The sequence below is a fragment of the Kitasatospora purpeofusca genome (assembly GCF_042691725.1).
Lineage (GTDB): Bacteria > Actinomycetota > Actinomycetes > Streptomycetales > Streptomycetaceae > Kitasatospora > Kitasatospora purpeofusca_B.
In genome coordinates this window covers 7,325,105-7,349,307 of record NZ_CP170483.1, presented here as the reverse complement: position 1 = coordinate 7,349,307, position 24,203 = coordinate 7,325,105, and the positions used below count along the sequence as shown (strand labels likewise).

20 protein-coding genes and 1 tRNA gene are annotated in these 24,203 nt (G+C 72.9%); 5 read left to right on the top strand and 16 right to left on the bottom strand.

The features are described 5' to 3' along the window. Nucleotides 1–54 precede the first annotated feature (54 nt). From ACFCLZ_RS31750 to ACFCLZ_RS31680, 15 genes are all read right to left on the bottom strand, one after another. Entirely contained in the window at nt 55–1,515 is a 1,461-nt protein-coding gene (locus ACFCLZ_RS31750) for an aspartate aminotransferase family protein (RefSeq protein WP_380281328.1), read from the bottom strand. Beyond that, on the bottom strand, nt 1,505–3,442 hold the full coding sequence (dxs, locus tag ACFCLZ_RS31745) for a 1-deoxy-D-xylulose-5-phosphate synthase (RefSeq protein ID WP_380281327.1): 1,938 nt from the start codon (nt 3,440–3,442) through the stop codon (nt 1,505–1,507). Before dxs ends, ACFCLZ_RS31750 begins: the two co-directional genes overlap by 11 nt. A gap of 161 nt (nt 3,443–3,603) precedes the next feature. Further along, complete coding sequence (gene hpnH, locus ACFCLZ_RS31740) at nt 3,604–4,629, bottom strand: adenosyl-hopene transferase HpnH (protein ID WP_380281326.1); 1,026 nt, start codon at nt 4,627–4,629, stop codon at nt 3,604–3,606. Nucleotides 4,630–4,631: 2 nt separating this feature from the next. Further along, a complete protein-coding gene (locus ACFCLZ_RS31735) occupies nt 4,632–5,327 on the bottom strand; it encodes a 1-hydroxy-2-methyl-2-butenyl 4-diphosphate reductase (protein ID WP_380281325.1) in 696 nt (231 codons plus the stop codon). Further along, nucleotides 5,324–7,417 (bottom strand): squalene--hopene cyclase, encoded by a 2,094-nt coding sequence (gene shc / locus ACFCLZ_RS31730; protein WP_380281324.1) that lies wholly within the window; start codon nt 7,415–7,417, stop codon nt 5,324–5,326. The genes ACFCLZ_RS31735 and shc overlap by 4 nt, the downstream gene beginning before the upstream one ends. A gap of 7 nt (nt 7,418–7,424) precedes the next feature. Further along, a complete protein-coding gene (locus tag ACFCLZ_RS31725) occupies nt 7,425–8,513 on the bottom strand; it encodes a polyprenyl synthetase family protein (RefSeq protein WP_380281323.1) in 1,089 nt (362 codons plus the stop codon). Nucleotides 8,514–8,683: 170 nt separating this feature from the next. Beyond that, nucleotides 8,684–10,120, bottom strand: coding sequence for a hydroxysqualene dehydroxylase HpnE (hpnE, locus tag ACFCLZ_RS31720; RefSeq protein ID WP_380281322.1), 1,437 nt, complete (start codon nt 10,118–10,120; stop codon nt 8,684–8,686). Nucleotides 10,121–10,286: 166 nt separating this feature from the next. Continuing rightward, complete coding sequence (gene hpnD / locus ACFCLZ_RS31715) at nt 10,287–11,144, bottom strand: presqualene diphosphate synthase HpnD (protein WP_380286349.1); 858 nt, start codon at nt 11,142–11,144, stop codon at nt 10,287–10,289. A gap of 41 nt (nt 11,145–11,185) precedes the next feature. Beyond that, nucleotides 11,186–12,193, bottom strand: a complete 1,008-nt coding sequence (gene hpnC / locus ACFCLZ_RS31710) for a squalene synthase HpnC (RefSeq protein WP_380286348.1) — start codon at nt 12,191–12,193, stop codon at nt 11,186–11,188. Nucleotides 12,194–12,470: 277 nt separating this feature from the next. Further along, entirely contained in the window at nt 12,471–13,274 is an 804-nt protein-coding gene (locus tag ACFCLZ_RS31705) for an ABC transporter ATP-binding protein (RefSeq protein ID WP_380286347.1), read from the bottom strand. Between the two features lie 34 nt (nt 13,275–13,308). Further along, nucleotides 13,309–14,244, bottom strand: a complete 936-nt coding sequence (locus ACFCLZ_RS31700) for an ABC transporter permease (RefSeq protein ID WP_380281321.1) — start codon at nt 14,242–14,244, stop codon at nt 13,309–13,311. 155 nt (nt 14,245–14,399) lie between these two features. Then, entirely contained in the window at nt 14,400–15,245 is an 846-nt protein-coding gene (locus tag ACFCLZ_RS31695; protein ID WP_380286346.1) for a glycosyltransferase family 2 protein, read from the bottom strand. Between the two features lie 122 nt (nt 15,246–15,367). After that, on the bottom strand, nt 15,368–16,105 hold the full coding sequence (locus tag ACFCLZ_RS31690; protein WP_380286345.1) for a CDP-alcohol phosphatidyltransferase family protein: 738 nt from the start codon (nt 16,103–16,105) through the stop codon (nt 15,368–15,370). A 91-nt stretch (nt 16,106–16,196) separates the two neighbouring features. Then, the gene (locus ACFCLZ_RS31685) at nt 16,197–17,270 is read right to left on the bottom strand and encodes an iron-containing alcohol dehydrogenase family protein (RefSeq protein ID WP_380281320.1); all 1,074 of its coding nucleotides are present in this window, start codon (nt 17,268–17,270) and stop codon (nt 16,197–16,199) included. Beyond that, a complete protein-coding gene (locus tag ACFCLZ_RS31680; protein ID WP_380281319.1) occupies nt 17,258–18,013 on the bottom strand; it encodes a sugar phosphate nucleotidyltransferase in 756 nt (251 codons plus the stop codon). The genes ACFCLZ_RS31685 and ACFCLZ_RS31680 overlap by 13 nt, the downstream gene beginning before the upstream one ends. Before the next feature lie 362 nt (nt 18,014–18,375). Between ACFCLZ_RS31680 and idi the strand changes: the two genes are divergently transcribed. After that, nucleotides 18,376–19,095, top strand: coding sequence for an isopentenyl-diphosphate Delta-isomerase (idi, locus tag ACFCLZ_RS31675; RefSeq protein ID WP_380281318.1), 720 nt, complete (start codon nt 18,376–18,378; stop codon nt 19,093–19,095). Between the two features lie 136 nt (nt 19,096–19,231). Here the strand turns inward: idi and ACFCLZ_RS31670 are convergent, their stop codons facing one another. Beyond that, entirely contained in the window at nt 19,232–19,753 is a 522-nt protein-coding gene (locus tag ACFCLZ_RS31670; protein ID WP_380281317.1) for an ATP-binding protein, read from the bottom strand. Between the two features lie 281 nt (nt 19,754–20,034). Between ACFCLZ_RS31670 and ACFCLZ_RS31665 the strand changes: the two genes are divergently transcribed. From ACFCLZ_RS31665 to ACFCLZ_RS31650, 4 genes are all read left to right on the top strand, one after another. Continuing rightward, a tRNA-Leu gene (locus ACFCLZ_RS31665) sits at nt 20,035–20,122 on the top strand. A 263-nt stretch (nt 20,123–20,385) separates the two neighbouring features. Then, nucleotides 20,386–22,068 carry an APC family permease gene (locus ACFCLZ_RS31660; RefSeq protein WP_380281316.1) on the top strand — a complete coding sequence of 561 codons (1,683 nt, stop codon included), beginning with the start codon at nt 20,386–20,388 and terminating at the stop codon, nt 22,066–22,068. A 180-nt stretch (nt 22,069–22,248) separates the two neighbouring features. Further along, nucleotides 22,249–23,142: an ABC transporter substrate-binding protein gene (locus ACFCLZ_RS31655; RefSeq protein WP_380281315.1), complete on the top strand. Its 894-nt coding sequence runs from the start codon at nt 22,249–22,251 to the stop codon at nt 23,140–23,142. Beyond that, nucleotides 23,139–24,191, top strand: a complete 1,053-nt coding sequence (locus ACFCLZ_RS31650; protein WP_380281314.1) for an amino acid ABC transporter permease — start codon at nt 23,139–23,141, stop codon at nt 24,189–24,191. Before ACFCLZ_RS31655 ends, ACFCLZ_RS31650 begins: the two co-directional genes overlap by 4 nt. Nucleotides 24,192–24,203 lie beyond the last annotated feature (12 nt).

Sequence of the window (24,203 nt, the reverse complement as noted above, 5' to 3'; positions counted from 1 at the left end):
CCCGCGAACGCCGAGCCGACGCCCCCCAGGAACCACGCCCGGCGGGCCGGGGCCTCAGCGGTTGCCGACCGCCTGCTTGACCAGCGTCCGTCCGAAGTCCCACATCAGACCGCTCCCCCGGTGCGCGTCGTCCATCACCTGGGTGAAGGCCGCCACGAACCGGTCCACGTCCCGCTCGGTGATGATCAGCGGCGGGATCAGCTTGATCACCTCCAGGTGGTCCCCGGACACCTGGGTGAGGATCCGGTGCCGCTGGAGCAGCGGGACGACCACCATCTGCGCGAACAGCCCCTTGCGGGCCGCCTGGAGCGCCGTCCAGCCGGTCCGCAGCTTCAGCGACTTCGGCCGGCCGAACTCGATGCCGATCATCAGCCCGCGCCCGCGCACCTCGGCGAGCAGCTCGTACCGGTCGACCAGTTCGGTCAGCCGCTCGCGGAAGTGGTCGCCGACCTTGCGGGCGTTCTCCACCACCCGTTCGTCCCGGATCACCTCCAGGGTGGCCAGGCCGGCCGCCATCGCCTGCGCGTTGGAGCCGAAGCTGGCCGAGTGCACCAGCACCCGGTCCATCGAGGAGTACACCTTCTCGAAGATCCAGCCCTTGCCGAGGGTCGCGCCGACCGGCACGTAGCCGCCGGACAGCGCCTTGGCCGCGCAGACCAGGTCCGGCAGCACGCCGTCCTCGTGCTGGTAGGCGAAGAAGTCGCCGGTGCGCCCGATGCCGGTCTGCACCTCGTCGCAGATCAGCAGCGCCTTGTGGTCGTGCAGCAGCTCCTGCGCGGCCCGCAGCCAGCCGGGCGGGGCCGCCTGCACGCCCTTGCCCTGGATCGGCTCGACGATCAGCGCCGCGACGTCGCCGCGCTTCAGCTCCCTGGCCAGTGCCGCGAGGTCGCCGAGCGGGATCGCGGTGTCCGGCAGCAGCGGGTCGAAGCCCTTGCGGAACCCGCTCTCGCCGTTCACCGAGAGCGAGCCGGTGGTCAGCCCGTGGAAGGCGTGGTCCGCGTAGAGGATCCGCCGACGGCCGGTGGCGTACCGGGCGAACTTCAGCGCGGTCTCCACCGCCTCGGTGCCGCTGTTGCCGAAGAAGACCCGGTCCAGCCCGGGCGCGTGGGACAGCAGGCGCTCGGCGAGCAGGCCGGGCAGCGGTGAGCAGTCGAAGCGGACCAGGTCCGGCAGGTCGAGGTCCATCACCTGCTGGACGGCCGAGCGGACCACCGGGTGGTGGCGGCCCAGCGCGAAGATGCCGAAGCCGGCCAGCATGTCGAGGTACTCGTTGCCCTCGGCGTCGTAGAAGTACTGCCCCCGGGCCCGCTCGTAGTACTTGTCGAAGCCGATGGTGTGCAGCATCCGGGCCAGCTGCGGGTTCAGGTAGCGGCTCTGCAGCTCGTACCGCTCGCCGCCGCGCTCGGCGAGCAGGGCGGCCAGGTCGAAGCGCGACCCGGCCGGCCCGGCGCCGTCCACGCGGTCCAGGGGGGCGAGGCGGTCGAGGCGGTCGGTGCTGTCGGGGTCAGCCGGCATGGTGCTGGTTCGCTCCTCGGTTCGGAAGTCCCCGGTCCGGTAGTCCTCGGGCCGGTAGCAGGTGCTTGGCGAAGGCGGCGGTCTGGGCGGCGACCCCGGTGCCGGTCAGCCCGGTCTCCTCCAGGATCTCGCCGCGGGCGGCGTGCCCGAGGAACTCCTGCGGCAGGCCCAGCACCCGCACCGGGACGTCCACGTCCGCGTCGCGCAGCGCCTGGGCGATCGCCGTGCCGACCCCGCCGGTGCGCCCGTTGTCCTCGACGGTGACCACCAGCCGGTGCGCGGCGGCGAGGACCGGCAGCGCCGGGTCGACCGGCTTGACCCAGCGCGGGTCGACGACGGTCGCGGTGAACCCCTCGGCGAGCAGCAGCCGGGCCGCGTCCAGCGCGGCGCCGGCCATGGTGCCGACGGCGATCAGCAGGATCTCCGGCAACTCCCCGGTGCGCAGCAGGACGTCCACGCCGCCGGTCCGCTCGACGGCGGGGACGGCCGGGCCGACGGTGCCCTTGGGGAAGCGGACCACGGTCGGGGCGTCCTCGACCTCGACGGCCTCGCGCAGCTGGGCGCGGAGCTGGTCGGCGTCGCGCGGGGCGGCGAGCCGCAGGCCGGGGACGACCTGGAGGATCGACAGGTCCCACATGCCGTTGTGCGAGGCGCCGTCGTTGCCGGTGACGCCGGAGCGGTCCAGCACGAAGGTGACGCCCAGCCTGTGCAGGGCGACGTCCATCAGCACCTGGTCGAAGGCCCGGTTGAGGAAGGTCGCGTACACCGCCACCACCGGGTGCAGCCCGCCGGTGGCCAGGCCGGCCGCGCTGGTGACGGCGTGCTGCTCGGCGATGCCGACGTCGAAGGTCCGCTCGGGGTAGGCCTTGGCGAACGGGGCCAGGCCCACCGGCTGGAGCATCGCCGCGGTGATCGCCACCACGTCCGGCCGCTCGGCGCCGACGGCGAGCAGCTCCTCGCCGAACACCGAGGTCCAGGAGACGCCGGCGCTGGGGGCGATCGGCAGGCAGGTGTAGGGGTCGATCGGGTTGACGGCGTGGAAGCGGTCGGCCTCGTCCTGCTCGGCGGGCCGGTAGCCGCGGCCCTTGACGGTGAGGCAGTGCACGATCACCGGGCCGCCGAAGCCGCGCGCCTTGACGAGCGCGGACTCCAGCGCGGCGAGGTCGTGGCCGTCGATCGGGCCGAGGTACTTGAGGCCGAGGTCCTCGAACATGCCCTGCGGGGCGAAGGCGTCCTTGAAGCCCTTCTTGGCGCCGTGCAGCGCGTCGAAGATCGGCTGGCCGACCACCGGGGTGCGCTGCAGCGCGTCCTTGCCCCAGGACAGGAAGCGCTCGTAGCCCTGGGTGGTGCGCAGCGCGGCGAGGTGGTTGGCGAGGCCGCCGATGGTGCGGGCGTAGGAGCGCTCGTTGTCGTTGACGACGATCACCAGCGGCCGGTCCTTGGCGGCGGCGATGTTGTTGAGCGCCTCCCAGGCGAGGCCGCCGGTGAGCGCGCCGTCGCCGATGACGGCCACCACCGGGTCGTCCTTCCCGAGCAGCTGGTTGGCCTTGGCCAGGCCGTCGGCGTAGGAGAGCGCGGTGGAGGCGTGCGAGTTCTCGACGACGTCGTGCTCGGACTCGGCGCGCGACGGGTAGCCGGACAGGCCGCCCCTGGCACGCAGCCCGGAGAAGTCCTGACGGCCGGTGAGCAGCTTGTGGACGTAGCTCTGGTGGCCGGTGTCCCAGACGATCCGGTCGCGCGGGGAGTCGAAGACCCGGTGCAGCGCGATGGTCAGTTCGACGACGCCGAGGTTGGGCCCCAGGTGGCCGCCGGTGCGGGTGACGGCGTCGATCAGGAAGTCGCGGATCTCGTCGGCGAGCCGGGGCAGCTCGGCGGCCGGGAGGGCCCTCAGGTCGGCCGGGGACGTGACGCCGGAGAGCAGTGACATGGCTTTCACCTCACGACTCGGAGCGGTGCGGTGGTGCCCCGCCGTGGCCGCGCCGCGCGGGGTGGTCCGGCCCGGGCCGGCGGCCCGGGCCGGACGGGGCGGGCCGGACGGGGCGGGCCGGACGGGGCGGGCGGCGGGGTGCGCCGCCCGCCGGAGTCCGCTCAGTGGCTCCGGCTGGAGCCGACGGTCTCGGTGATCGCCCGCAGGGACTCCTTGAGGGAGCCCATGGTGGCGAGGACGGCGGTCGGCTCGTAGCCGCAGTGCGCCATGCAGTTGGCGCAGCGGGCGTCCTTGCCGCGTCCGTACTTGTCCCAGTCGGTCTTCTCGATCAGCTCGCGGTAGGTCGGCACGTAGCCGTCGGCCATCAGGTAGCAGGGCCGCTGCCAGCCGAACAGCGAGTAGTTGGGGATGCCCCAGGCGGTGCACTCGAAGTCGACCCGGCCCTCCAGGAAGTCCAGGAAGAGCGGGCTGTGGTTGAGCCGCCAGCGCCGCCGGCGGCCGCCGGCGAAGGTCTTGCGGAACAGCTCGCGGGTCTGTTCGACGCCGAGGAAGTGCTCCTGGTCGGGCGCCTTCTCGTAGGCGAACGCCGGGGAGATCATCATCTCGTCGACCTTGAGGTCGTCGTTGAGGAAGTCGAGCACGTCGATGATGGTCTGCGGGGTGTCGGTGTTGAAGAAGGTGGAGTTGGTGGTCACCCGGAAGCCGCGCCGCTGGGCCTCCTTGATCGCCTCCACCGCCTCGTCGAAGGTGCCCTCCTTGGCCACCGAGGCGTCGTGCCGCTCGCGCAGCCCGTCGATGTGCACGGTGAAGGTGAAGTACGGCGAGGGCTTGAACTTGTCCAGCTTCTTGCGCAGCAGCAGCGCGTTGGTGCAGAGGAACACGTACTTGCGGCGCGCGACCAGCTGGCGGACGATCTCGTCGATCTGCGGGTGCATCAGCGGCTCGCCGCCGGCGATCGAGACCATCGGGGCGCCCGACTCCAGCACCGCGCCGACCGCCTGGGCGACCGGCATCCGCTGCTTCAGCACGCCCGCCGGGTGCTGGATCTTGCCGCACCCCTCGCAGGCCAGGTTGCAGGCGAAGAGCGGTTCCAGTTCGACGATCAGCGGGAATTTGTCGCGTCGCTTGAGCTTCTGCTGCATGAGGTAGGTGCCGACCCGCACGGTCTGGCGCAGCGGCATGGCCATGGCTAGCTCGCCTCCTGGGGGAGCGTCGAGGATGTGGGGTGGTTGAGGGCGGCGGGCGCGCGGCGGCCGCGGTCCGGCCGGTCGTTCCGCAGGTGCCAGTCGACCAGGGCGGGCACCGTGGAGCGCAGCGTCCGCCAGGCGCGGACGCCGGCCGGCAGGGTGCCCGGCCGCAGCAGCTCGCGCTCGGGCGTGTCGACCACGACCCGCAGGACGGCCGCGGGCAGGCCTGGACGCAGCTCGCACAGGGCCGCCAGCACGGCGGCGGCCTCCATGTCGACGGCGAGCGCGCCCTGCAGGTGCAGCGCGCGCCGCTCCAGGCCGCGCACCACGTGGTCGGCGGTGTGGTGCACACCGGTGTGCGCGGTCAGGCCGCGCACGGTGAGGGCCCGGGTGAGCGCCGCGCCGGAGTCGACGGCGAAGTGGTTCCCCTCGGCATCACGCACCCCGTCGGCAACGATCACGTCACCGGGCGCTATTCCCGGCGCGACGGCGGCGCCGAAACCGGCCACGACGACGGCGCCGTAGCCGCCCGGGGCGGCGGTGAGCAGCCTCCTGACGGTGAGTGAGGCCCGCCGCCGGCCGACCCCGGTCCGCACCACGACGGGCGGGCCGCCCGCCGCGCCACGCCAGTCCCCGCCGCGCAGGGCCCACACCTCGGGGCCGAGCGCGCAGAGGACCAGCAGCGGGGAAACGGTCACCGGGACGCCCCGATCGCCGCCGGACCGCCGGCCGGGCGGCCGGTGGCGGGGTTGCCGTGCAGGTAGCGGCCGAGCGCGGTGACCGGGAACACCAGCCGGTACAGGTGGTAGTTGATGGAGAAGTCCCACGGGAAGCCGGTGCCGGTGAACTGCGGTTCGTCCCAGGTGCCTTCGGGCAGCTGGGTGCGCACCAGCCAGTCCACGCCGCGCTCCACCGCCGGGTTGGCCCGGCCGTCCGGCCCCTCACCGGCCGCGAGCAGCGCCATCAGCGCCCACGCGGTCTGCGAGGCGGTGGACTCGCCGCGACCGGCCCAGCGCGCCGGGTCGTCGTAGGAGCGCATGTCCTCGCCCCAGCCGCCGTCGGCGTTCTGCCGGTCCTCCAGCCAGCGCACCGCCCGGCGGATCGCCGGGTGCTCGGCCGGGACGCCGGCGACGACCAGGGCGGGCAGCACCGAGCCGGTGCCGTAGATGTAGTTGGTGCCCCAGCGGCCGAACCAGGAGCCGTCCGCCTCCTGGTTGCGCAGCAGCCACTCGACGCCGCGCCGGGTGCGCGGGTCGTGCGCCCGGCCGACCTCGGCGAGCATCTCCACGACGTGCGCGGTGACGTCCGCGGACGGCGGGTCGACGACCTCGCCGAAGTCGCAGAACGGCAGCTTGTTCGGCAGGGTGCTGGTGTTGTCGACGTCGAAGGCGCCCCAGGCGCCGTTCTTGGACTGCATGCCGAGGTTCCACCGCACGGCCCGGTCGACGGAGCCCGCCACCTTGGCGGGGTCGGGGTGGGCGACCCGGCGCAGCGCGAGCACCACCTCGGCGGTGTCGTCGATGTCCGGGTAGGTGTCGTTCTCGAACTCGAAGGCCCAGCCGCCGGGGGCGAGCGAGGGCCGCTGGACCGACCAGTCGCCGCGCTTGGTGATCTCCTCGCCGAGCATCCAGTCGACGGCGCAGACCAGCGCCGGGTGGTCGGCCGGCAGGCCGGCGTCCACCAGGGCGATGGTGGCCAGGCAGGTGTCCCAGACCGGGGACTGGCAGGCCTCCAGCCAGCGCCGGCCGTCGGGGGTGTGCACGGTGAAGCGGTCGAAGGAGGCGAGCCCGGCCCGCATCACCGGGTGGTCGAGCTCGTAGCCCTCCAGGTGCAGGGCGATCAGCGAGTAGACGGCGGGCGGCTGGATGCCGCCCCAGCAGCCGTCGGCCTCCTGGCGCTCGACGATCCAGCGGCAGGCCTGGGAGAGCGCGAGCCGGCGCAGCGGGCGCAGCGCGCGCCGGTGGTAGGCGTGCAGGACCTTGTCGAGGCGTTCGAACAGGCCGTCCCAGCTGGTGGCCGGGGCGAGCGGCCGGGCGGGGTAGGGGTCGTCCGGGTCGGTGTGCAGCTCGGTGAGCGGGAAGGGGGCCGGGCGCACCGGGCGGTGCGCGGAGACGATGGTCAGCGGGACGATGGTCTGCCGGGCCCAGCAGCCGAAGGCGTAGATGTTCAGCGGGAGCCACTTCGGCAGGAACATGATCTCCGGCGGCATCTCGGGCAGCCGCTCCCACGGCCACCAGCCGAAGAGCGCGAGCCAGATCCGGGTGAACACCCGGGCGGCGGCGATGCCGCCGGCGGAGCGGATCCAGCGGGCGGCGGCCAGCATGTGCGGGGCGTTCGGGTCGTCCCCGGCGAGCTTCAGGGCGACGTACGCCTCGACGGTGGTGGAGAGCTCGGCCGGCCCGCCGTGGAAGGTGGACCAGGTGCCGTCCTCGCGCTGCTGGGAGCGGATCCACTCGGCGGTGGCCTTGGTCTGCTCCTCGTCGAGGATCCCGAGGAACTGGCGGAGCAGTAAGTCCTCGGCGTCCATGGTGACGTTGGTCTCCAGATCGCCCTTCCACCACCCCTCGGAGCTCTGCAGGGAGAGCAGATGGGTGGTGGCACGGGCCAGCGCCTCCTCGGCGGAGGCGGCCCCGTCCTGCTGCTGGTCGGTCCGGCCGGCCGGGGCGTCCGGGGCGGATCCCTCGGGCTGCCACCGCCCGGCGCTCAGCAGCGCCGGGGGGAGGCCGCCCACCGCGACCGGCTCGGAATCGTACTCAGGGTCGAGCCGGCCGTCCGCGGTTGCTGTCAACGTAACGTCACCTCTCTCGTACCACCACGAATTCGGCGAGTGCGACGAAGTGCTCGCGCACCACATCGGGCATGGGCACCTCGTCCAGAGCGGCGAGGGCAGTCGTGTGCTGGCGGCGGGCCTCCTCCTGGGTCCAGGCGCGCCCGCCGGCCTTCTCGATCAGCAGGGCGCGGGCGGCCAGCTCGGTCTCGCTCTCCTCGCCGCGCCCCTGGGGGTCGGCGAGCTGTTCGGCCAGTTCGCGGGAGGCCTCGCCGCCCTCGGCGAGGGCGGCGGCGACCGGCAGGGACTTCTTGCGCTGGCGCAGGTCGCCCCAGTGCGGCTTGCCGGTGACCTCGGTGGCCCCCCAGATGCCGAGCAGGTCGTCGACGGCCTGGAAGGCCAGGCCCAGGTGCTCGCCGAAGCGCTGGAGGCAGTCCGCGGCCCGGTCGTCGGCGCCGGCCAGGACGGCGCCCAGCGCCGAGGCGGCGGAGAGCAAGGCGGCGGTCTTGCCGCCCTCCATCTCCAGGCACTCGGCGACGGTGACGGTGTCCCGTTGCTCGAAGGCGACGTCCATCGCCTGGCCGTCGATCAGCCGGCGGCTGGCGGTGTTGAGCAGCCGCACGGCGCGCGCGGCGTCGGCGGCGCTCGCGCCGCCCGTGGTCGCGGCGTCGAGCAGCACCTCCGTACCGAGCGTCGCCAGGGCGTCACCGACCAGGATCGCCTGGGCCGGACCGAAGACCGTCCAGGCGGTGGCCCGGTGGCGCCGGGTCTCGTCACCGTCCATCAGATCATCATGGAGCAGGGAGAAGTTGTGCACCAGTTCAACAGCGACCCCACCGGGCACCCCGGCCTCCGCCGGGGCACCGGCGGCCTGGGCCGAGAGCAGCGCCAGGGCGGGGCGGACGGCCTTGCCGCCGTCCCCGGCGACCGGTGTGCCGTTCCGGTCGATCCAGCCGAAGTGGTACGCCGCGACGGTGTCCATCGGTGCCGCCAGACGGGCGACGGCGGCCCTCAGCGGCGGGGTGCAGAGCGCGCGGGTGCGGTTCAGCAGCTCCGGCACCGAGACCGGTTCGGCATGGGCCGTGCCTCCGACGGCCGTGCCGATGCGTGACTCCACGTACGTTCCCTCTCCCTGGTGGTGCCTGGCCGCGTGGGACGGCCGGACGCTGGCGGTGGTGGTGCGGCCGGTGGGGCCACGGCCGGCAAGGGCGGTCGCGCCGCCGGGACCGAACGGGTGAACGCCCGCTCTGGCGGGCTCACCGCGGTCCCCGGCGCGCGGGGCGCCGGTCACCGCGGCCACCTCCCGTCGCCGCGGTCCGACGGCCGGCGCCGGCCGTCGTCGGCGAGGGCCGCGTCGGCGGCGGCGTGGCCGCTGCGCACGGCCCCCTCCATCGTGGCGGGCCAGCCGGTGGCCGTCCACGCGCCGGCCAGCAGCAGACCGGGGACGGCGGTGCGCGGGCCGGGCCGCAGCGCGGCCGTGCCCGGGGCCGGGTCGAAGGTGGCGGTGCGCTCCCTGGTGACGAAGAAGTCCAGCACCTCGGCCCCGCCGGCGGCGGGCAGCAGCCGGGCCAGCTCCGGCAGGTAGCGGCGGCGCAGCTCCGCGACCGGCAGGTCGATCTCGTCCTGCACGGCGGACTGCGACACCGCCAGGTACTGGGCACCGGGGTGGGCCGCGCCGAGCGCGGTGCCGGCCAGCCCGGAGTGCCCGGTGCGGTCGAAGACCCACTGGACGGGCGAGCCGAGGGCCGCGAAGAACGGCCTGCGCAGCACCCGGCGGTCGTAGATCACGTGGACGTTGAGGATCGGCGCGGTGCCGAAGCCGGCGAGCCGGTCCTGCCCCGTGATCGCGTCCGGCGGCAGCAGGGCCGCCGCGGTGTCCTGGGCGCCGGCCAGCACCACGGTGTCGGCGGCGAGCGGCTCGTCGACGCCCTCCAGCCGGACGGCGTGCTGCGGGACGGCCGGCTTGAGCTCGGTCACCCGGGCGCGCAGCAGCACCTTCACGCCGGCGCGTTCCAGTTCGGCGAGCGCCCGGTCGTGGTGGATCACGCCGAGCGGCACGGTGGCCGTGCCGATGTCGGAGGCCCCGGGATCGGAGAGCAGCCCGGTCTTGAACACCATCGCGGCGAGCGCCAGCGACACCTGGTCGGCCCGGGCGTTCAGGGTGGCCACCCCGACGAGGTCCCACAGTGCGGCGAGGGTGCGCTCGTTCTGGCCCCGGCTGCGCAGCCAGTCGCCGAAGGAGACCGCGTCCAGCGCCGGGTCCGCCAGGTCGAGGCGGCGCAGCGCGAGGGCGCCGCGGACCACCCGGGCCCGGTCGGCCGGGGACAGGTGCGGGTAGCGGGCCAGGCTGCCGGCCAGGTGCAGCGGCACCGGCAGCGCGGCGCGCTCCAGCCGGCCCAGGGTGCGCACCGGGGCGCCGGCGGGCCCGGAAACGCCCAGCACGGGCACCTCCAGGCGGTCCTGGAGGTGCACCAGCCGGTTGGCGCCGAGCCGCTCCAGCAGGCCCCGGTAGGCGGTGCAGCAGCGCAGGTAGACGTGCTGGCCGTTGTCGACGGTCAGCTCGCCGCGCTGGAAGGAGAAGGCCAGGCCGCCCAGCCGGGGGCGGCCCTCGGCGAGGGTGACCCGGTGGCCGCCCTCGGCCAGCCGCAGCGCGGCGGTGACGCCCGCGAGGCCGCCGCCGACCACGACGGCGGCCGGGCGCGCGGCGTCGGCTCGCCCGGTCATCGGCTCTCCCCCTCGCGTCCCGCGCCCGGTCCGGTCCTGGCCGGAGCGCCCGTGGTCAATGCGGTCGGACCCGGGACCAGTGCGGTCGGATCCGACACAGCCGTCAACAGGGCTCTACCCACAAGTGATTCCCCGCTGACACAGCGTGACAGAACTGTGGCAAGAATCAAGAACGCCCCCCGGCGAGCCCGGAAAGCGCCACGTACGCCTTCTCCCAGCCCGGCAGCGACACCCGGCCGCGCAGCACCGACTCCGGGTCGGCGGCGATCCGGCCGAGCAGCCGGTGGTAGATCCCGGCCATCGCGGCGGTGCAGGCCCGGCTGCGGCGGTCCAGCATCGGCAGCAGCCGCAGGCCCTCCTCGAAGGCCGCCTGGGCGCGGGCCGCCTCGAAGGCGATCAGGCCGGTGAAGTCGGCGCCGACCGGCGGCCGGGACTGCGCGAAGCCCTCCTGGCAGCCGAACCGCACGAGGTCCTCGGTCGGCAGGTAGGTCCGGCCGTTCAGGGCGTCCTCGCGCAGGTCGCGCAGGATGTTGGTGAGCTGGAGCGCCAGGCCCAGGGTGTCCGCGTACCGGGCCCCGCGCTCGGGGTCCTCGCAGCCGTACACGCCGAGGGACAGCCGCCCGATCGACCCGGCCACGCACCGGCAGTAGACCTTGAGCTCCTCGAACGTCTGGTACTCGGCGCCCTTGAGGTCCATCTCGACCCCGTCGATCAGCTCGTCGAAGCCGCCGAGCGGGATCGGGAACCGCCGGGCCGCGTCCGCCAGCGCGACCTTGATCGGGTCGGTGTCGTCCTCCGCGACCGCGCCGGACCGGATCTCGTCGAGCAGCTCGCGGGTGCGCAGCAGGGCCTCGGCCTTGCGGTCGTCCGGGAGGTCGCCGTCGCCGATGTCGTCCACCCGGCGCGCCAGCGCGTAGAGGGCCGACATGGCCAGCCGCTTCGGCTCCGGCAGCAGCCTGATGCCGTAGCTGAAGTTGCGGGCCTGCAGCCCGGTCACTGCCTCGCAGTACCGGTACGCCGCCATGACCGGCGCAGACGCCAGTGGTGATGCCGCCACTCGGGCGTTCACCTTCCCTTCGCGAAGATGGCCGCCGCCCTCGCTGCGAGGCGGCGCTTGTCCGGCTTCGCCTGCTGGGCGAGCACGTCGTACCCGGCGTCCTCGACGGCCGCCAGGGCCGCGTAACCGCCCGCGGTGAATCCCGCCAGGAGCAGTCGAAGCCTCCCCCGAACCGTACCTACCAGTGGCGCGCCGCGGTCGAGCAGGGTACGGGCACGGTCCGCCTGGAAGGCGATCAGCCGGCGCACCGCGGGCCCCGCGGCCGGTGCGGCGAGGTCCTCCTCGGTGACGCCGAACCGGTCGAGGTCCTCGGCGGGCAGGTAGATCCGGCCGCGGGCGAGGTCCTCGGCGACGTCCTGGAGGTGTTCGACGATCTGCAGGGCGGTGCAGACGGCGTCGGACATCGCGATCCGCTCGGGGGTGGCGACGCCGGCGATGGCGAGCACCAGGCGGCCGACCGGGTCGGCGGAGAGCGTGCAGTAGCCGCGGAGGTCGTCGTAGGTCGCGTAGCGGTCGGTGGTCTGGTCGACCCGGTTGGCCTGGATCAGCCGGCGGAACGGCTCCGGGGTGAGGCCGTGCCGGTCGACCAGCGGGACCAGCGGGCGCAGCAGCGGGTGGCGGGGGGCCTCGGCGGCCGCGGACGGGGCGAGGGCCGTCTCGAAGGCCCGGTCGAGGTCGCGCTCCAGGCCGTCCAGCAGGGCGAGCCGGAAGGCGGTCTCCGCGGGGCCGGGCCGGTGCGGGTCGGCGGCGGGAGCGGGCGCCGGGGCGGAGGCCGGGGGCGGGGCGGGCACGCCGAGCAGTGCGGCGGTGCCGGCCGGGTCGGCGAGGTCGCCGTCCCCGGCGTCGTCGACCAGCCGGGCGAAGCCGTAGACCGTCATGAGGTCGTCGCGCCACGCGGCGGGCAGGAAGAACGGGGCGACCGGGAAGTTCTCCGCGCTCGCCTTGGCGAGGGTCGCCGCTCCCGCGGCACCTTCCGCGGGCGGGGAATCACTGTTGGGCTGGGCCGAAGCCGACACTGCTGTCACTCCCCCGTTCTACACCGCTCCGGTGACCGGCCCGAGTCGGACACGCGTCCGATCACGGGAGTCACGTCCGGCACACCACCCCCGCGCCTACAGCCTGACACCAACGGCCGCGCCGGAGAAGAGCGCCTCGCCCGGCGCACGGGGCGCTCACCCGGGCGGCGGCGGGCCACCCGGGGCACGACGGGGCGGGCCCGGGGCGCGTGGACGCGGGCGGGGGCCGCTCCCGGAGCTGCTCCGGGAGCGGCCCCCGCCGCGGTCCTGCGCGGTGCTACGGGCGCTCGCCGCGCTCGTAGCGGCGGACGACCTCCTCGGTCGGCCCGTCCATGATGAGCTCGCCGGCCTCGATCCAGATGGTCCGCTCGCAGGTCTCGCGGATCGACGCGTTGTCGTGGCTGACCAGGAAGACCGTACCGGCCTCCTCGCGCAGCTCCGTGATCCGCTTCTTGCTGCGCTTCTGGAAGGCCTGGTCGCCGGTGGCCAGCGCCTCGTCGATGAGCAGCACGTCGTGGGTCTTGGCCGCGGCGATCGCGAAGCGCAGCCGGGCGCCCATGCCGGAGGAGTAGGTGCGCATCGGCAGCGAGATGAAGTCGCCCTTCTCGTTGATGCCCGAGAAGTCGACGATGTCCTGGTAGCGGCGCCTCACGTCGGTCGGCGACATGCCCATGGCCAGGCAGCCGAGGACGACGTTGCGCTCACCGGTCAGCTCGTTCATCAGCGCGGCGTTGACGCCGAGCAGCGAGGGCTGGCCGTTGGTGTAGATGCCGCCCTTCTCGGTCGGCAGCAGGCCGGCGATCGCCGCCAGCATGGTGGACTTGCCGGAGCCGTTGGAGCCGATCAGGCCGATCGCCTCGCCCTTGTAGGCGGTGAAGCTGATGCCCTTGACCGCGTGCACCTCGCGGACGCCGGAGCCGCGCCTGCGGCTGATGATCCGGCTGAGCGCCGAGGTGGCGCTGCCCTTGCCGGAGCCGGCGCCGTGCACCCGGTAGACGATGTGCACGTCGTCGACGACGACGGTGGGCTCGCGGGCCACGTCGGCGTCGAACACCTTGCGGCCCGCACGGGCGTCCTTCAGGTCCTTGCGCAGCTCGTTCCCCCGCACCTCGGTGTCAGCCACGGCCGTACTCCTCCTCAGCCTTCCAGAAGAAGACGTATCCGATGACCAGCATGCCGACGCCCCAGGCGATCGCGTACTTCCACTGGTGCGGCGGGAACTCCAGGAACTTCTCCTGGTGCTTGTTGTAGATGATCGGAGCCAGCGCGTGCCGGACCAGGTCGATGTAGACCGAGGCCGGGTTGAGCTCCATCACCTTCTGCCAGAACGGCGGCCAGTCCTTGATCTTGTCGGAGATGCTGTACATGACGCCGGACAGGAACAGCCAGGCGCGCATCGCGAACGGGATCAGCTGGGAGATGTCGCTGGTCTTGGCGCCGATCCGGGAGAAGATCAGGGCGACGCCGGTGTTGAACATCGACTGCAGCACCAGCGCGGGGACGACCAGGATCCAGGTCCGGCCGGGCTCGATGCCGTTCAGCAGCACCACGGCGAACAGCACGACCATCGAGATCAGCAGCTGCTGGAGCTGGATCACGGTGAACGCGATCGGCAGCGAGGCGCGCGGGAAGTGCAGCGCCCGGATCAGCCCGAGGTTGTCCGAGATCGCCCGGGTGCCGGACTGCACGGCGTTCTGGGTGAACTGGAAGATGAAGACGCCGATGCAGAGCCAGGCGACGTAGTGCGGGTTGTCGTCCTTGTTGCTCAGGATCTCGCCGAAGACCAGGTAGAACACCGCGCAGTTCAGCAGCGGCGTCACGACCTGCCAGATCTGGCCGAGCTTGGCGTCGGTGTACTGGGCCACCAGGCGCGCGGTGGCGAAGGCCCAGATGAAGTGACGGCGGGCCCAGAGCTGCCTGGTGTAGGCGAACAGGCCGGGCCTTCTGCCGCTCACCGTCAGGCCGTACTTGTCCGCAAGCTGCTTGGGGGTCAGGCCCGCGTCCGCCCCCCTCGGGGCTGAGAGGCTGACGGGTTCACTCACTGTCGACACATTCGTCCTTCGCGCGGGATCGTCGGGGTGGCCGGTCGGCGGGGGTCCGCCGGCCTGGCGCCGATGGGGATCCACTCGGATATCGGGGGGAGTGGGACCGGTGGTGTGGTCACCGGCCGGGTGACGGCCGTCCTACCGTCCGGCCGTCGGACGGATCAGATGACCGGGGGCCGGCCCAGCCGGGTCAGGCGCCACACGGTACGCCATCGCATGGGCCGTCGCGCACCGCAGGGTTCGCGCCAGCCCGCCCTGAATCCGCCCAGCCAGGCCTTGAACGCCTCCGGGGAGGGCCGGCGGGCCAGCGTGAGCAGGAACCAGGTTCCCAGGTATAGAGGCACCAACAGGGCCGGAAGGTTCCGCCTCGCGAGCCAAACCCTGTTCCGGGCCACGTTGTGGAAGTAGGTGGCGTGCCGGGCGGGCGAGGTGGTGGGGTGGTGGAGCACTACGTCGGCGCGGTAGTCGATGGCCCAGCCGGCGTCCAGCGCGCGCCAGGCGAGGTCGGTCTCCTCGTGCGCGTAGAAGAACTCGGCGGGCAGCTGGCCGGCGTTCTCGAACACGGCGCACCGCACCGCGCTCGCACCGCCGAGGAAGGTGGTCACCCGGGAGGAGCGCAGCGGCTCGCCGGCGCGCAGCCGGGGCACGTGCCGGCGCTGGGTGGCGCCGGTGTCCGGGTCGGCGATCCGGAAGCTCACGATGCCGAGCTCCGGGTCGGCCGTGAAGGCCTCGCGCAGCAGGCGGGCCGAGTCGGTGCCGGGCAGCCGGCCGTCGTCGTCCAGGAACAGCACCGCGTCGACGTCCCGGCCGTCGCGGCCGAACAGCTCGATGCCGACGTTGCGCCCGCCCGGGATGCCGAGGTTCTCGGGCAGCTCGACGGCCCGCACGCCCTCCGGGAGCGGGGGCATCGGGGCGCCGTTGGCGACCACGGCCAGTTCGACGGCCGGGCCCTGCTGGGCGCGGACCGACTCGATCAGCGCGGTCAGCTCGTCCGGGCGGTTGCCCATGGTGATGATCACCGCGCCGAGCCGGAAGGCGTCGGCTCCGGTGGGGCTGGTCTGCACGGTGCTCTCCGTCGTCTCGGTCTCCGTCGTCCCGGTCCCCGTCGTCCCGGTCTCCCCCACGCCGCTCACCGCAGCCTGCTCGACAGGACGATGCTCAGCAGGTGCAGCACCGTCTGCAGCATGGCGATCGCGGCCAGGACGACGACGGCGATCCGGGTGAGGAACAGGCCCCCGTGGACGAGGTCGGCGACGCCCGCGGCCAGGATGAGCAGCGAGGCCTCGACCGCGCCGACCAGCCGGTGGAACTTGAGGAACGAGGCGGCCCGGCGGGCCTTGGCGACGCCGGCCGAGCGCGGGAGCGAGGCGCTGTCCTCGACCGCCGTCATGCCGCTGCGGGCGCGGGCGACGTCGACCAGGTCGGTCTCCGACTTGATCAGGATCGCGCCGAGCGCGGCCAGGGTGCCGAGGAACGCCCACTCCCACTGCGCGGCGGAGCCCTCGCGGTGGAACAGGTCGGTGGCGCGCAGGCCGAGGCCGGTCAGCAGGGCCGCCTCGGACATGTAGTGGCCGACCCGGTCCAGGTAGACGCCGGTCAGCGAGGTCTGCCGGCGCCAGCGGGCCACCTCGCCGTCCACGCAGTCCAGCAGCAGGTACACCTGGATCAGCAGGGCCGCCAGCACGGCGCCCGCGATCCCCGGGACGACCAGCGCGGCACCGGCCAGGACGCCGGTGAGCATCATCAGGTACGTCAGGCCGTTGGGCGTGATCGCCGTCATGGTCGACAGCACCCGGGTGATCCGCAGCGAGATCTTCCGCATGTAGAGCCGGCCGGCCCAGTGCTCGGCGCTGCGGCGCTGGAGCATGCCCTCCGGGTGGATCACCGCGCGCAGTTCCTCGATCGAGGGCCGGCGGGTCAGGTCGACCGGCGGCGGCGCGGCCCCCGCGGCGGAGCGGTCAGCTGTTGACGGCTTGGACATAGTCGGCGTACGCGTCCCTGATTGCGGAAGGGGAGAGGTCGAGGTGCTCGAGGATGGTGAAGCGGCCCGGCCGGGTGTTCGGAGCGTAGTGCACCGCCTCGGTGAACTCCGCCTCGGTGAAGCCGATCTGAGCGGCGGTCACCGGCAGCCCGTGGTGCGCCAGGCGCTCCACGATCAGACCGGTCAGCTCGCGCTCGCCCCGCAGGAAGCTGGCGAAGGCGGCACCGAGGCCGACCTGCTCGCCGTGCTGGGCGGACCGCTTGGGATACAGCACGTCCAGGGCATGCGAGATCTCGTGGCAGGCGCCCGACGAGGGCCGGGTGCTGCCCGCGATGTTCATCGCGATGCCGGACAGTACCAGTGCCTCCGCGAGGGCCGTGAGGAAGCCCCGGTCCTGGAGGTTCCCCGGGTGCCGCAGCAGGTTCTCACCGGCCGAGCGGGCCATCGCCACGGCCAGTCCGTCCACCGGTTCGCCGGTCTCGGCGTGCGACAGCTCCCAGTCGGCGCAGGCCGAGATGTTGGAGACGATGTCGCCGAGGCCGGCCGCGACGAAGCGCGGCGGGGCGCCCAGGATCACGTCCAGGTCGATCACGATGCCGATCGGGCTGGGCACCCCGTAGGAGCCGCGTCCGCCGTCGTTGTCGAGGGTGGAGACCGGTGAGCAGATGCCGTCGTGGGCCAGGTTGGTCGGGACGGAGACCAGCGGCAGGCCGATCCGCGCGGCGGCGTACTTGGCCACGTCGATGATCTTGCCGCCGCCGAGGGCGACGACGGTGTCGTAGTGGCCGCCGTGCACACCGCCGCGGATCTCGTCCGCCAGCCGGACCGCGCTGTCGAGGCTGCCGTCCTCGACGCTGTACCAGTCGGCACCGGGCAGCGCCGGCTCCAGCCGGGCGCGCAGCAGCGACCCCGAGCCGTTGCTGATCGCCACCGCGATCCGGCCCGAGGCGGACAGCCGCTGGTCGGCGAGGATGCCGCCGAGCGCGTCCAGCGCGCCCGGGCGGATCTCCACGAAGACCGGCGAGGGCACCAGGCGGGTCAGTACTGGCACGCGATCTCCCGCGCCTTCGCCAGGTCGTCGTGGTTGTCGACCTCGACCCAGGAGACCTCGCCGATCGGCTGGACGTCGATCCGCAGGCCGCGGTCGACCATCTCCTGGTAGCCGTCCTCGTAGTACAGCTGCGGGTCGCGCTCGTAGGTGGCGCGCAGCGCGTCGGCGAGGTCGGCGGCGGCGGACGGGTTGATCACGGTGACGCCGATGTACTCACCGGTCGCCTCGGCCGGGTCCATCAGCTTGGTGATGCGGCGCATGCCGGCGGTCGGGTGCACGACCACCTTCATCTCCTCGTCGGCGAGCCGCTTGACCGTGTCGAGGGCGAGCAGGATGCCGGCCTCGCGGCCCTCGGCGGCCAGCCGGGCGTTGGCCTCCAGCATGGTGTGCTGGACGGAGACCGGGTGGACGGTGTCGCCGTTGGCGAGCAGCAGGCCCTCGGTGAAGAGGTCGCGGGCGCACCAGAGCGAGTAGGCGTTGTTCCACTCCTCGGCCTTGTCGTTCTCGACCAGGGTGAGCTTGACGCCGTACTTCCGCTCCAGGGCGTCCTTGCGCTCCTCCACCGCCTCCTTGCGGTAGCCGACCACGATCGCCGCCTCGCGCAGGCCGACCTCGGCGAAGTTGCCGAGGGTGAGGTCCAGTACGGTCCGCTCCCCGTCGACCGGCACCAGCGCCTTGGGCAGGGTGTCGGTGTACGGGCGCAGTCGGCGGCCTGCGCCGGCTGCCAGAACGAGGCCGATCATGCGGGGTCTCCTGATCCGTCGTGCGGTGCGCGGCCGCGCGCGGCTACCGGGAGTCTCCGGGTGACCGGCGATGGCGCGCCGGGGCCGCGAGATGCGGCCGCGGTGTCCTATGTGATGGTAGGCGACCACGACGACCGGCCCGAACGCGGTCGGAGCGTCGAACACAGATCGAACACATTCCGAACAGGTCTGCGGGTCCGGCGCCCCTCCCCGGCTCCCGGAGGCCCCCGTCCCGCCCGGTTGTGCGTGGGACCCCTGCGCGGTGCCACCCGTACGGCAGACTGGGGCGCGACGCCACCGGTGCGAGCCCTGGTTGCTCCCCGTGCTCCCGAAGTGCTCCCGAAGCTGCCGAAAGAGGCCTCATGCCGCAGAGTCTGCCGACCGACCACCCGACCCACCTCGCCCCCGAGCCCGGACCCGGCGCGGGCTCCGGCGCCGGCACCGGCCGCGGAGCCCCGCTCGGCTCCGGGCTGGACACCGGCCTGGACACCGGCCTGGACGTCGAGACGGACGTGGACACCGGCGCGCGGCCCTCCGGTGCGCCGGGGGAGATCCTGCTGGAGCTGGTCGACGACGAGGGCGTGACGACCGGCACCGCGGAGAAGCTCTGGGCCCACCAGCAGCCCGGCCGGCTGCACCGGGCGTTCTCGGTCTTCCTCTTCGACCGGCAGGGCCGGATGCTGCTCCAGCGCCGGGCGCTCGGCAAGTACCACTCCCCCGGCGTCTGGTCGAACACCTGCTGCGGCCACCCCTACCCCGACGAGCCGCCGTTCGTGGCCGCCGCCCGGCGGACCGCGGAGGAGCTGGGCGTCGCCCCGGCGCTGCTCTGCGAGGCGGGCACGGTCCGCTACGACCTTCCGGACGAGGCGTCCGGGCTGATCGAGCGGGAGTGGAACCACCTGTTCGTGGGCCTGGTCACCGGACCGGTGCGGCCGGCCCCGGAGGAGGTGGACGACTACGCCTTCGTGACCGCCGAGGAGCTGCGCGCGCTGGAGGCCGAGCGGCCGTTCTCGGTGTGGTTCCGGACCGTCTTCGAGGCCGCCCTGCCGGGGATCCGCGAGATCGCCGGGAACTCCTGGTAGACCGCCCGGCGCTCCCGGTGGACCGCCGGGAGCGTGTGGCGGACCGCCGGGAGCGCGTGGCGGACCGCCGGGAGCGCGTGGCGGACCGCCGGGAGCGCGTGGCGGACCGCCGGGCCGCCGCCGTGCCCCGGCCCGGTCAGCCCCGGCACCCCTGGGGGAGCGGCAGCGAGGCCCAGATGACCTTGCCGCCCTCCCCCGCCTTCTCCACGTCGCACACCCCGCCGGCCTGCAGCGTGACGCTCTTCACCAGCAGCAGCCCGCGCCCGCCGGTCCGCCCGGTGTCGGCCGCCAGCGCCTTCGGCCGGTACGGGTCGCCGTCCTCGACGGAGACCCGTACCCAGCCGCCCCGCACCGCCAGCTCGGTGGTCACCTCCGGCGACAGTTCGGCGGCGTGCGTCACCGCGTTGCCGACCAGCTCCGAGACGATCAGCAGCAGGTCGTCCACCAGCTCCTGGTAGCGGATCTCCGCGAGGCCCTGGGCGAGCAGCCGGTCACGCACCGCGTGCCGGGTGCGCGGCACGGAGGCGTGCTCGGCCGGCACGGTGAACCGCCACACCCCCTCGACGGGGCCGCCCCGCGCCGCCGCCTCTTCCTCGCTGATCCGCTCCACGTCCAGCCGCCCTTCGTCCGCGACCCGGGAATCAGGCGTTCCGCTCATGGCGCCCTCGGTGCACAGAGGCTAGGAGAGCCGCCCCCGCGGCCGGGGCACCGTCGACAACTTGCCCGTGTCGGACCACCCTCGCCCGTTCCCGACTGTTCACCGTCCGCAACTCGACCGTTTACCGCCGTCGAACCACCGCTTCGCGCACACCTGCGACCCATACCCCCGGCCCCCACCATCCCCACCGGGGAAACGCAGGTGAGAAGCACACCGAAACCCTGGTAATGTTCTCTCTGTCGCCGAGGGGGCGAGCAGGAAATCCCCGAAGCACACACCCCGTCCGGGTGGCGGAATGGCAGACGCGCTAGCTTGAGGTGCTAGTGCCCTTTATCGGGCGTGGGGGTTCAAGTCCCCCCTCGGACACCATGGATTCCCCGTGGGAACTCGAAAGAGTTCGCACGGGGAATTTTCTTTTTCCCGACTTCTTCGCCGGCCCCGTCGCCGAGCACCCGGACGGCCCCTCGCCCAGCCCTCGCCGGCCCTTCCGCCGCGTACCGCCAAAGGTGTGATGGTTCGGGCACGAGATGACAACAATCAGGTGCTTTGGCTCGCATTTGAGGCTGATCTGAGGTTTCGCCCGATTTCGCCGTTTAGGCTGTCTCCGTTTGTCCGGAAAACCGAGTGACACCATGAGACAGAGGACCGATACGGTGAGTGAACCCGAGTCGACGACGGCATCACACCAGCACTACCGCCGCTCGCTCGGCACCATCAGCCTCACCGCGGTCGGGCTGGGGTCGATCATCGGGTCCGGCTGGCTCTTCGGGGCCGAGCGGGCGGCGCGGCTGGCCGGTCCGGCGTCGATCGTCGCCTGGGTGATCGGGGCGGCCGTCGCCCTGACCATCGCGCTCACCTACAGCGAGCTGGGGTCGATGTTCCCCAAGGCCGGGGGCATGGTCCGGTACGGGCAGTACTCGCACGGCTCGCTGGCCGGGTACCTGGCCGCCTGGGCCAACTGGATCGCCATCGTCTCGGTCATCCCCGGCGAGGCGACCGCCTCGGTGCAGTACATGAGCTCCTGGGACTACGGCTGGGCCAAGGGCCTGTACGACGGGCAGGAACTGTCGGTCAGCGGTGTGGCGCTGGCCAGCGTGCTGTTGCTGGTGTACTTCGGGCTGAACTGGTTCGCGATCACCCTGTTCGCCAAGACCAACACGGCGATCACCGTGTTCAAGATCGTCGTGCCCTCGCTCACCGCCGGGGCGCTGCTGCTCTCGCACTTCGACACCAAGCACTTCACCGACCACGGCGGCTTCGCGCCGAACGGCTGGAGCGCGGTGTTCACGGCGGTGGCCGTCTCCGGCATCGTCTGGGCGTTCAACGGCTTCCAGTCCCCGCTCAACCTGGCCGGCGAGGCCCGCAACCCCGGCAAGTCGCTGCCCAAGGCGGTGATCGGCTCGATCCTGATCGCCCTGGTGATCTACGTCGCGCTGCAGATCGCCTTCCTCGGCGCCGTCCCGACCGCCGACCTGTCCAACGGCTGGGGCGGCCTCGGCTACACCTCGCCGCTCGCCGACCTGGCCATCGCCTGGGGCCTGAACTGGCTCGCGCTGCTGCTGTACGCGGACGCCTTCGTCTCCCCCAGCGGCACCGGCATGATCTACGCCGCCACCACCTCCCGGATGATCCACGGCGTCCAGGAGAACGGCCACCTGCCGTCCGTCTTCGGCAAGGTCGACCGCAGGACCGGCATCCCGCGCCCGGCGCTGGTGCTCAACCTGGTCGTCGCCTTCGGCTTCCTCGCGGTCTTCCGCGGCTGGGGCTCGCTCGCCGAGATCGTCTCGGTGGCCACCGTGATCTCCTACATCACCGGCCCGGTCGCCGTGATGGCGCTGCGCCGCCTGGCGCCGGAGCTGCCGCGCCCGGTCCGGCTGCGCGCGATGCCGGTGATCGCCCCGGTCGCCATGGTCTTCGGCTCGCTGGTGCTGTACTGGGCCCGCTGGCCGCTCACCGGCAAGGTCATCCTGCTGATGGCCGCCGGCCTGCCGATCTGGGCCTGGTACGAGCTGCGCAAGCCGTTCGCCGAGCTGAAGCCGCACCTCAAGGCGGGCGCCTGGATGATCGCCTACCTCTTCGTGATGGCCGGCGTCTCCTGGGCCGGCTCCGCCGACTTCGGCGGCCACGGCTACCTGCCGGAGGGCTGGGACCTCCTCGTCGTCGCCGTGATCGGCCTGGCCTTCTACGCCTGGGGCGTCCGCAGCGCCTGGGCCAACCCCACCCTGGCCGCCGTCAAGCGCGAGCTGATGGAGACCGCCGCCGCCACCGACCCGGCCCCCCACACCCCGGGGAGCGACGCCCCCTCCCGGGTCTGACACCCGCCGCACCTCGCGAAAGCGCCGACCGGGCGGTGTCCGGTCGGCGCTTTCGCGTGTGCGGGCGGGGGGGGAGGCGTACGTTTTTGGTTGGTCAGGGGGCAATAGTTTCATCATCTTCCATTCAGCTGGGGGCGGCTGCCAGCATCGGCGGACCGTCACCGCCCGAGGGAGATGCCGATGAACCGCCCCCGTCCCCTGCGTTGTCTGGCCGCGCTGGCGCTGGTGGCCCTGGCCGCCACCGCCTGCGGGCGCTCCGACCAGGGCTCCGCCGCCGCGCCAGGCGCGGCCGCCGGGGCCGACACCGCCGGGAAGAGTTCCGCCGAGCTGTTGCCCGGCAAGTACAAGCAGGCCGGCGTGCTGAGAGTGGCGACCGCCGTGGGGTACCCGCCGATGGAGATGTACAAGACGGGCACCACCGAGCTGACCGGCGTCGACCCGGACCTCGCCGCGGCGCTCGCGGCGAAGCTCGGGCTGAAGCTGGAGATGACCAACGCCTCGTTCGACGGACTGATCCCGGGCCTCCAGGCCGGCCGGTTCGACCTGGTGATGTCCTCGATGACCGACAGCGAGCAGCGGCGCCAGGCCGTCGACTTCGTCGACTACTTCCGCACCGGCGGGGTCGTCATGACCACCAAGGACAACCCCCAGGGCATCAAGTCCCTGGAGGACCTCTGCGGCAAGCAGGTGGTGCTGGCCAAGGGCAGCTCCAACCTGGAGATCGGCGAGCAGCAGAACACCAAGTGCGCCGAGAAGATGACCATCTCGCAGAGCGAGGACGCGCCCACCGGGCTGCTGCAGCTGGACAGCGGGCGGGCCGTCGCCACCATCGTGGACTACCCGGTGGCGCAGATGTTCGCGCAGAAGAACACCGCCTACCAGGTGCTGCCCGAGCAGTACGGGACGGCGCCGTGGGGCATCGCGGTGGCGAAGAAGGAGAGCGGGCTGCGCGACGCGGTGCAGCGGGCGCTCCAGGAGCTGATCGACTCGGGTGAGTACCGCACGGTGCTGGACCGGTACGAGGTCACCGGCAGCGCCGTCACCAAGGCCACCGTCAACACGGTCGGGCAGTGAGCGCGGTGGGCGACGGCATGAGAGCGGGCGACGCCCCGCGGGGCGAGGGCGCGGGCGCGGGCGTCGCGACGAAGAGCGCGCCGACGGCGCCGCCCGAGGACGACCTGTCGCTGCGGATCACCGGGCGGCCCCGGCCCGGGCGGTGGGTGGCCGTGCTGGTGGCGGCGTTCGCGGCCGTCTGGCTGGCGTACACGATCATCGTCAACCCCAACCTGCACTGGGACGTCATCGCGAAGTACCAGTTCGACGGGGTGGTCCTGGAGGGTCTGTGGGTCACCGTCCAGCTGACCCTCATCTCACAGGTGGCCGGCATCGTGATCGGCGTGCTGGCGGCGGTGATGCAGCTGTCGGACAGCCCGGTGCTGCGGACCACGGCCGGCGCGTACACCTGGTTCTTCCGCGGGACGCCGCTGCTGGTGCAGCTGATCTTCTGGTTCAACCTCGCGCTGCTCTTCCCGGAGATCAGCATCGGGATCCCGTTCGACGGGCCGAAGCTGGTCAGCTGGCAGACGAACGCGCTGATCACCGGGTTCGTCGCGGCGCTGCTGGGCCTGTCGATCAACGAGGGCGCCTACATGTCGGAGATCGTCCGGGCCGGCATCCAGAGCGTCGACCCCGGGCAGCGGGAGGCCGCCGCGGCGCTGGGCATGTCCAACCGGCAGATCCTCGTCCGGGTGGTCCTGCCGCAGGCGATGCGGGTGATCATCCCGCCGTTCGGGAACCAGTTCATCTCGATGCTGAAGACCACCTCGCTGGTCTCGGTGATCGCGGGCGCCGACCTGATGACGGTCTCGCAACACCTGTACCTGGCGAACTTCGAGGTCATCGCGCTGCTGATCGTGGCGTCGATCTGGTACCTGGTGCTGACCACCATCGCGAGCGTCGCGCAGCACGCCGTCGAGCGGCGGTTCAGCCCCGGGGCGCAGACGGCGCGCCGGCCGCTGGGGCAGCGGGTGCTGCGCAACCTGCGGCCGGGCGGGACGAGGGCGGACCTGAAGAAGAGGGCCGTCGAGAAGAAGATCGTCGAGAAGAAGGGGGCGGGGAAGTGACGGTGGCGACGG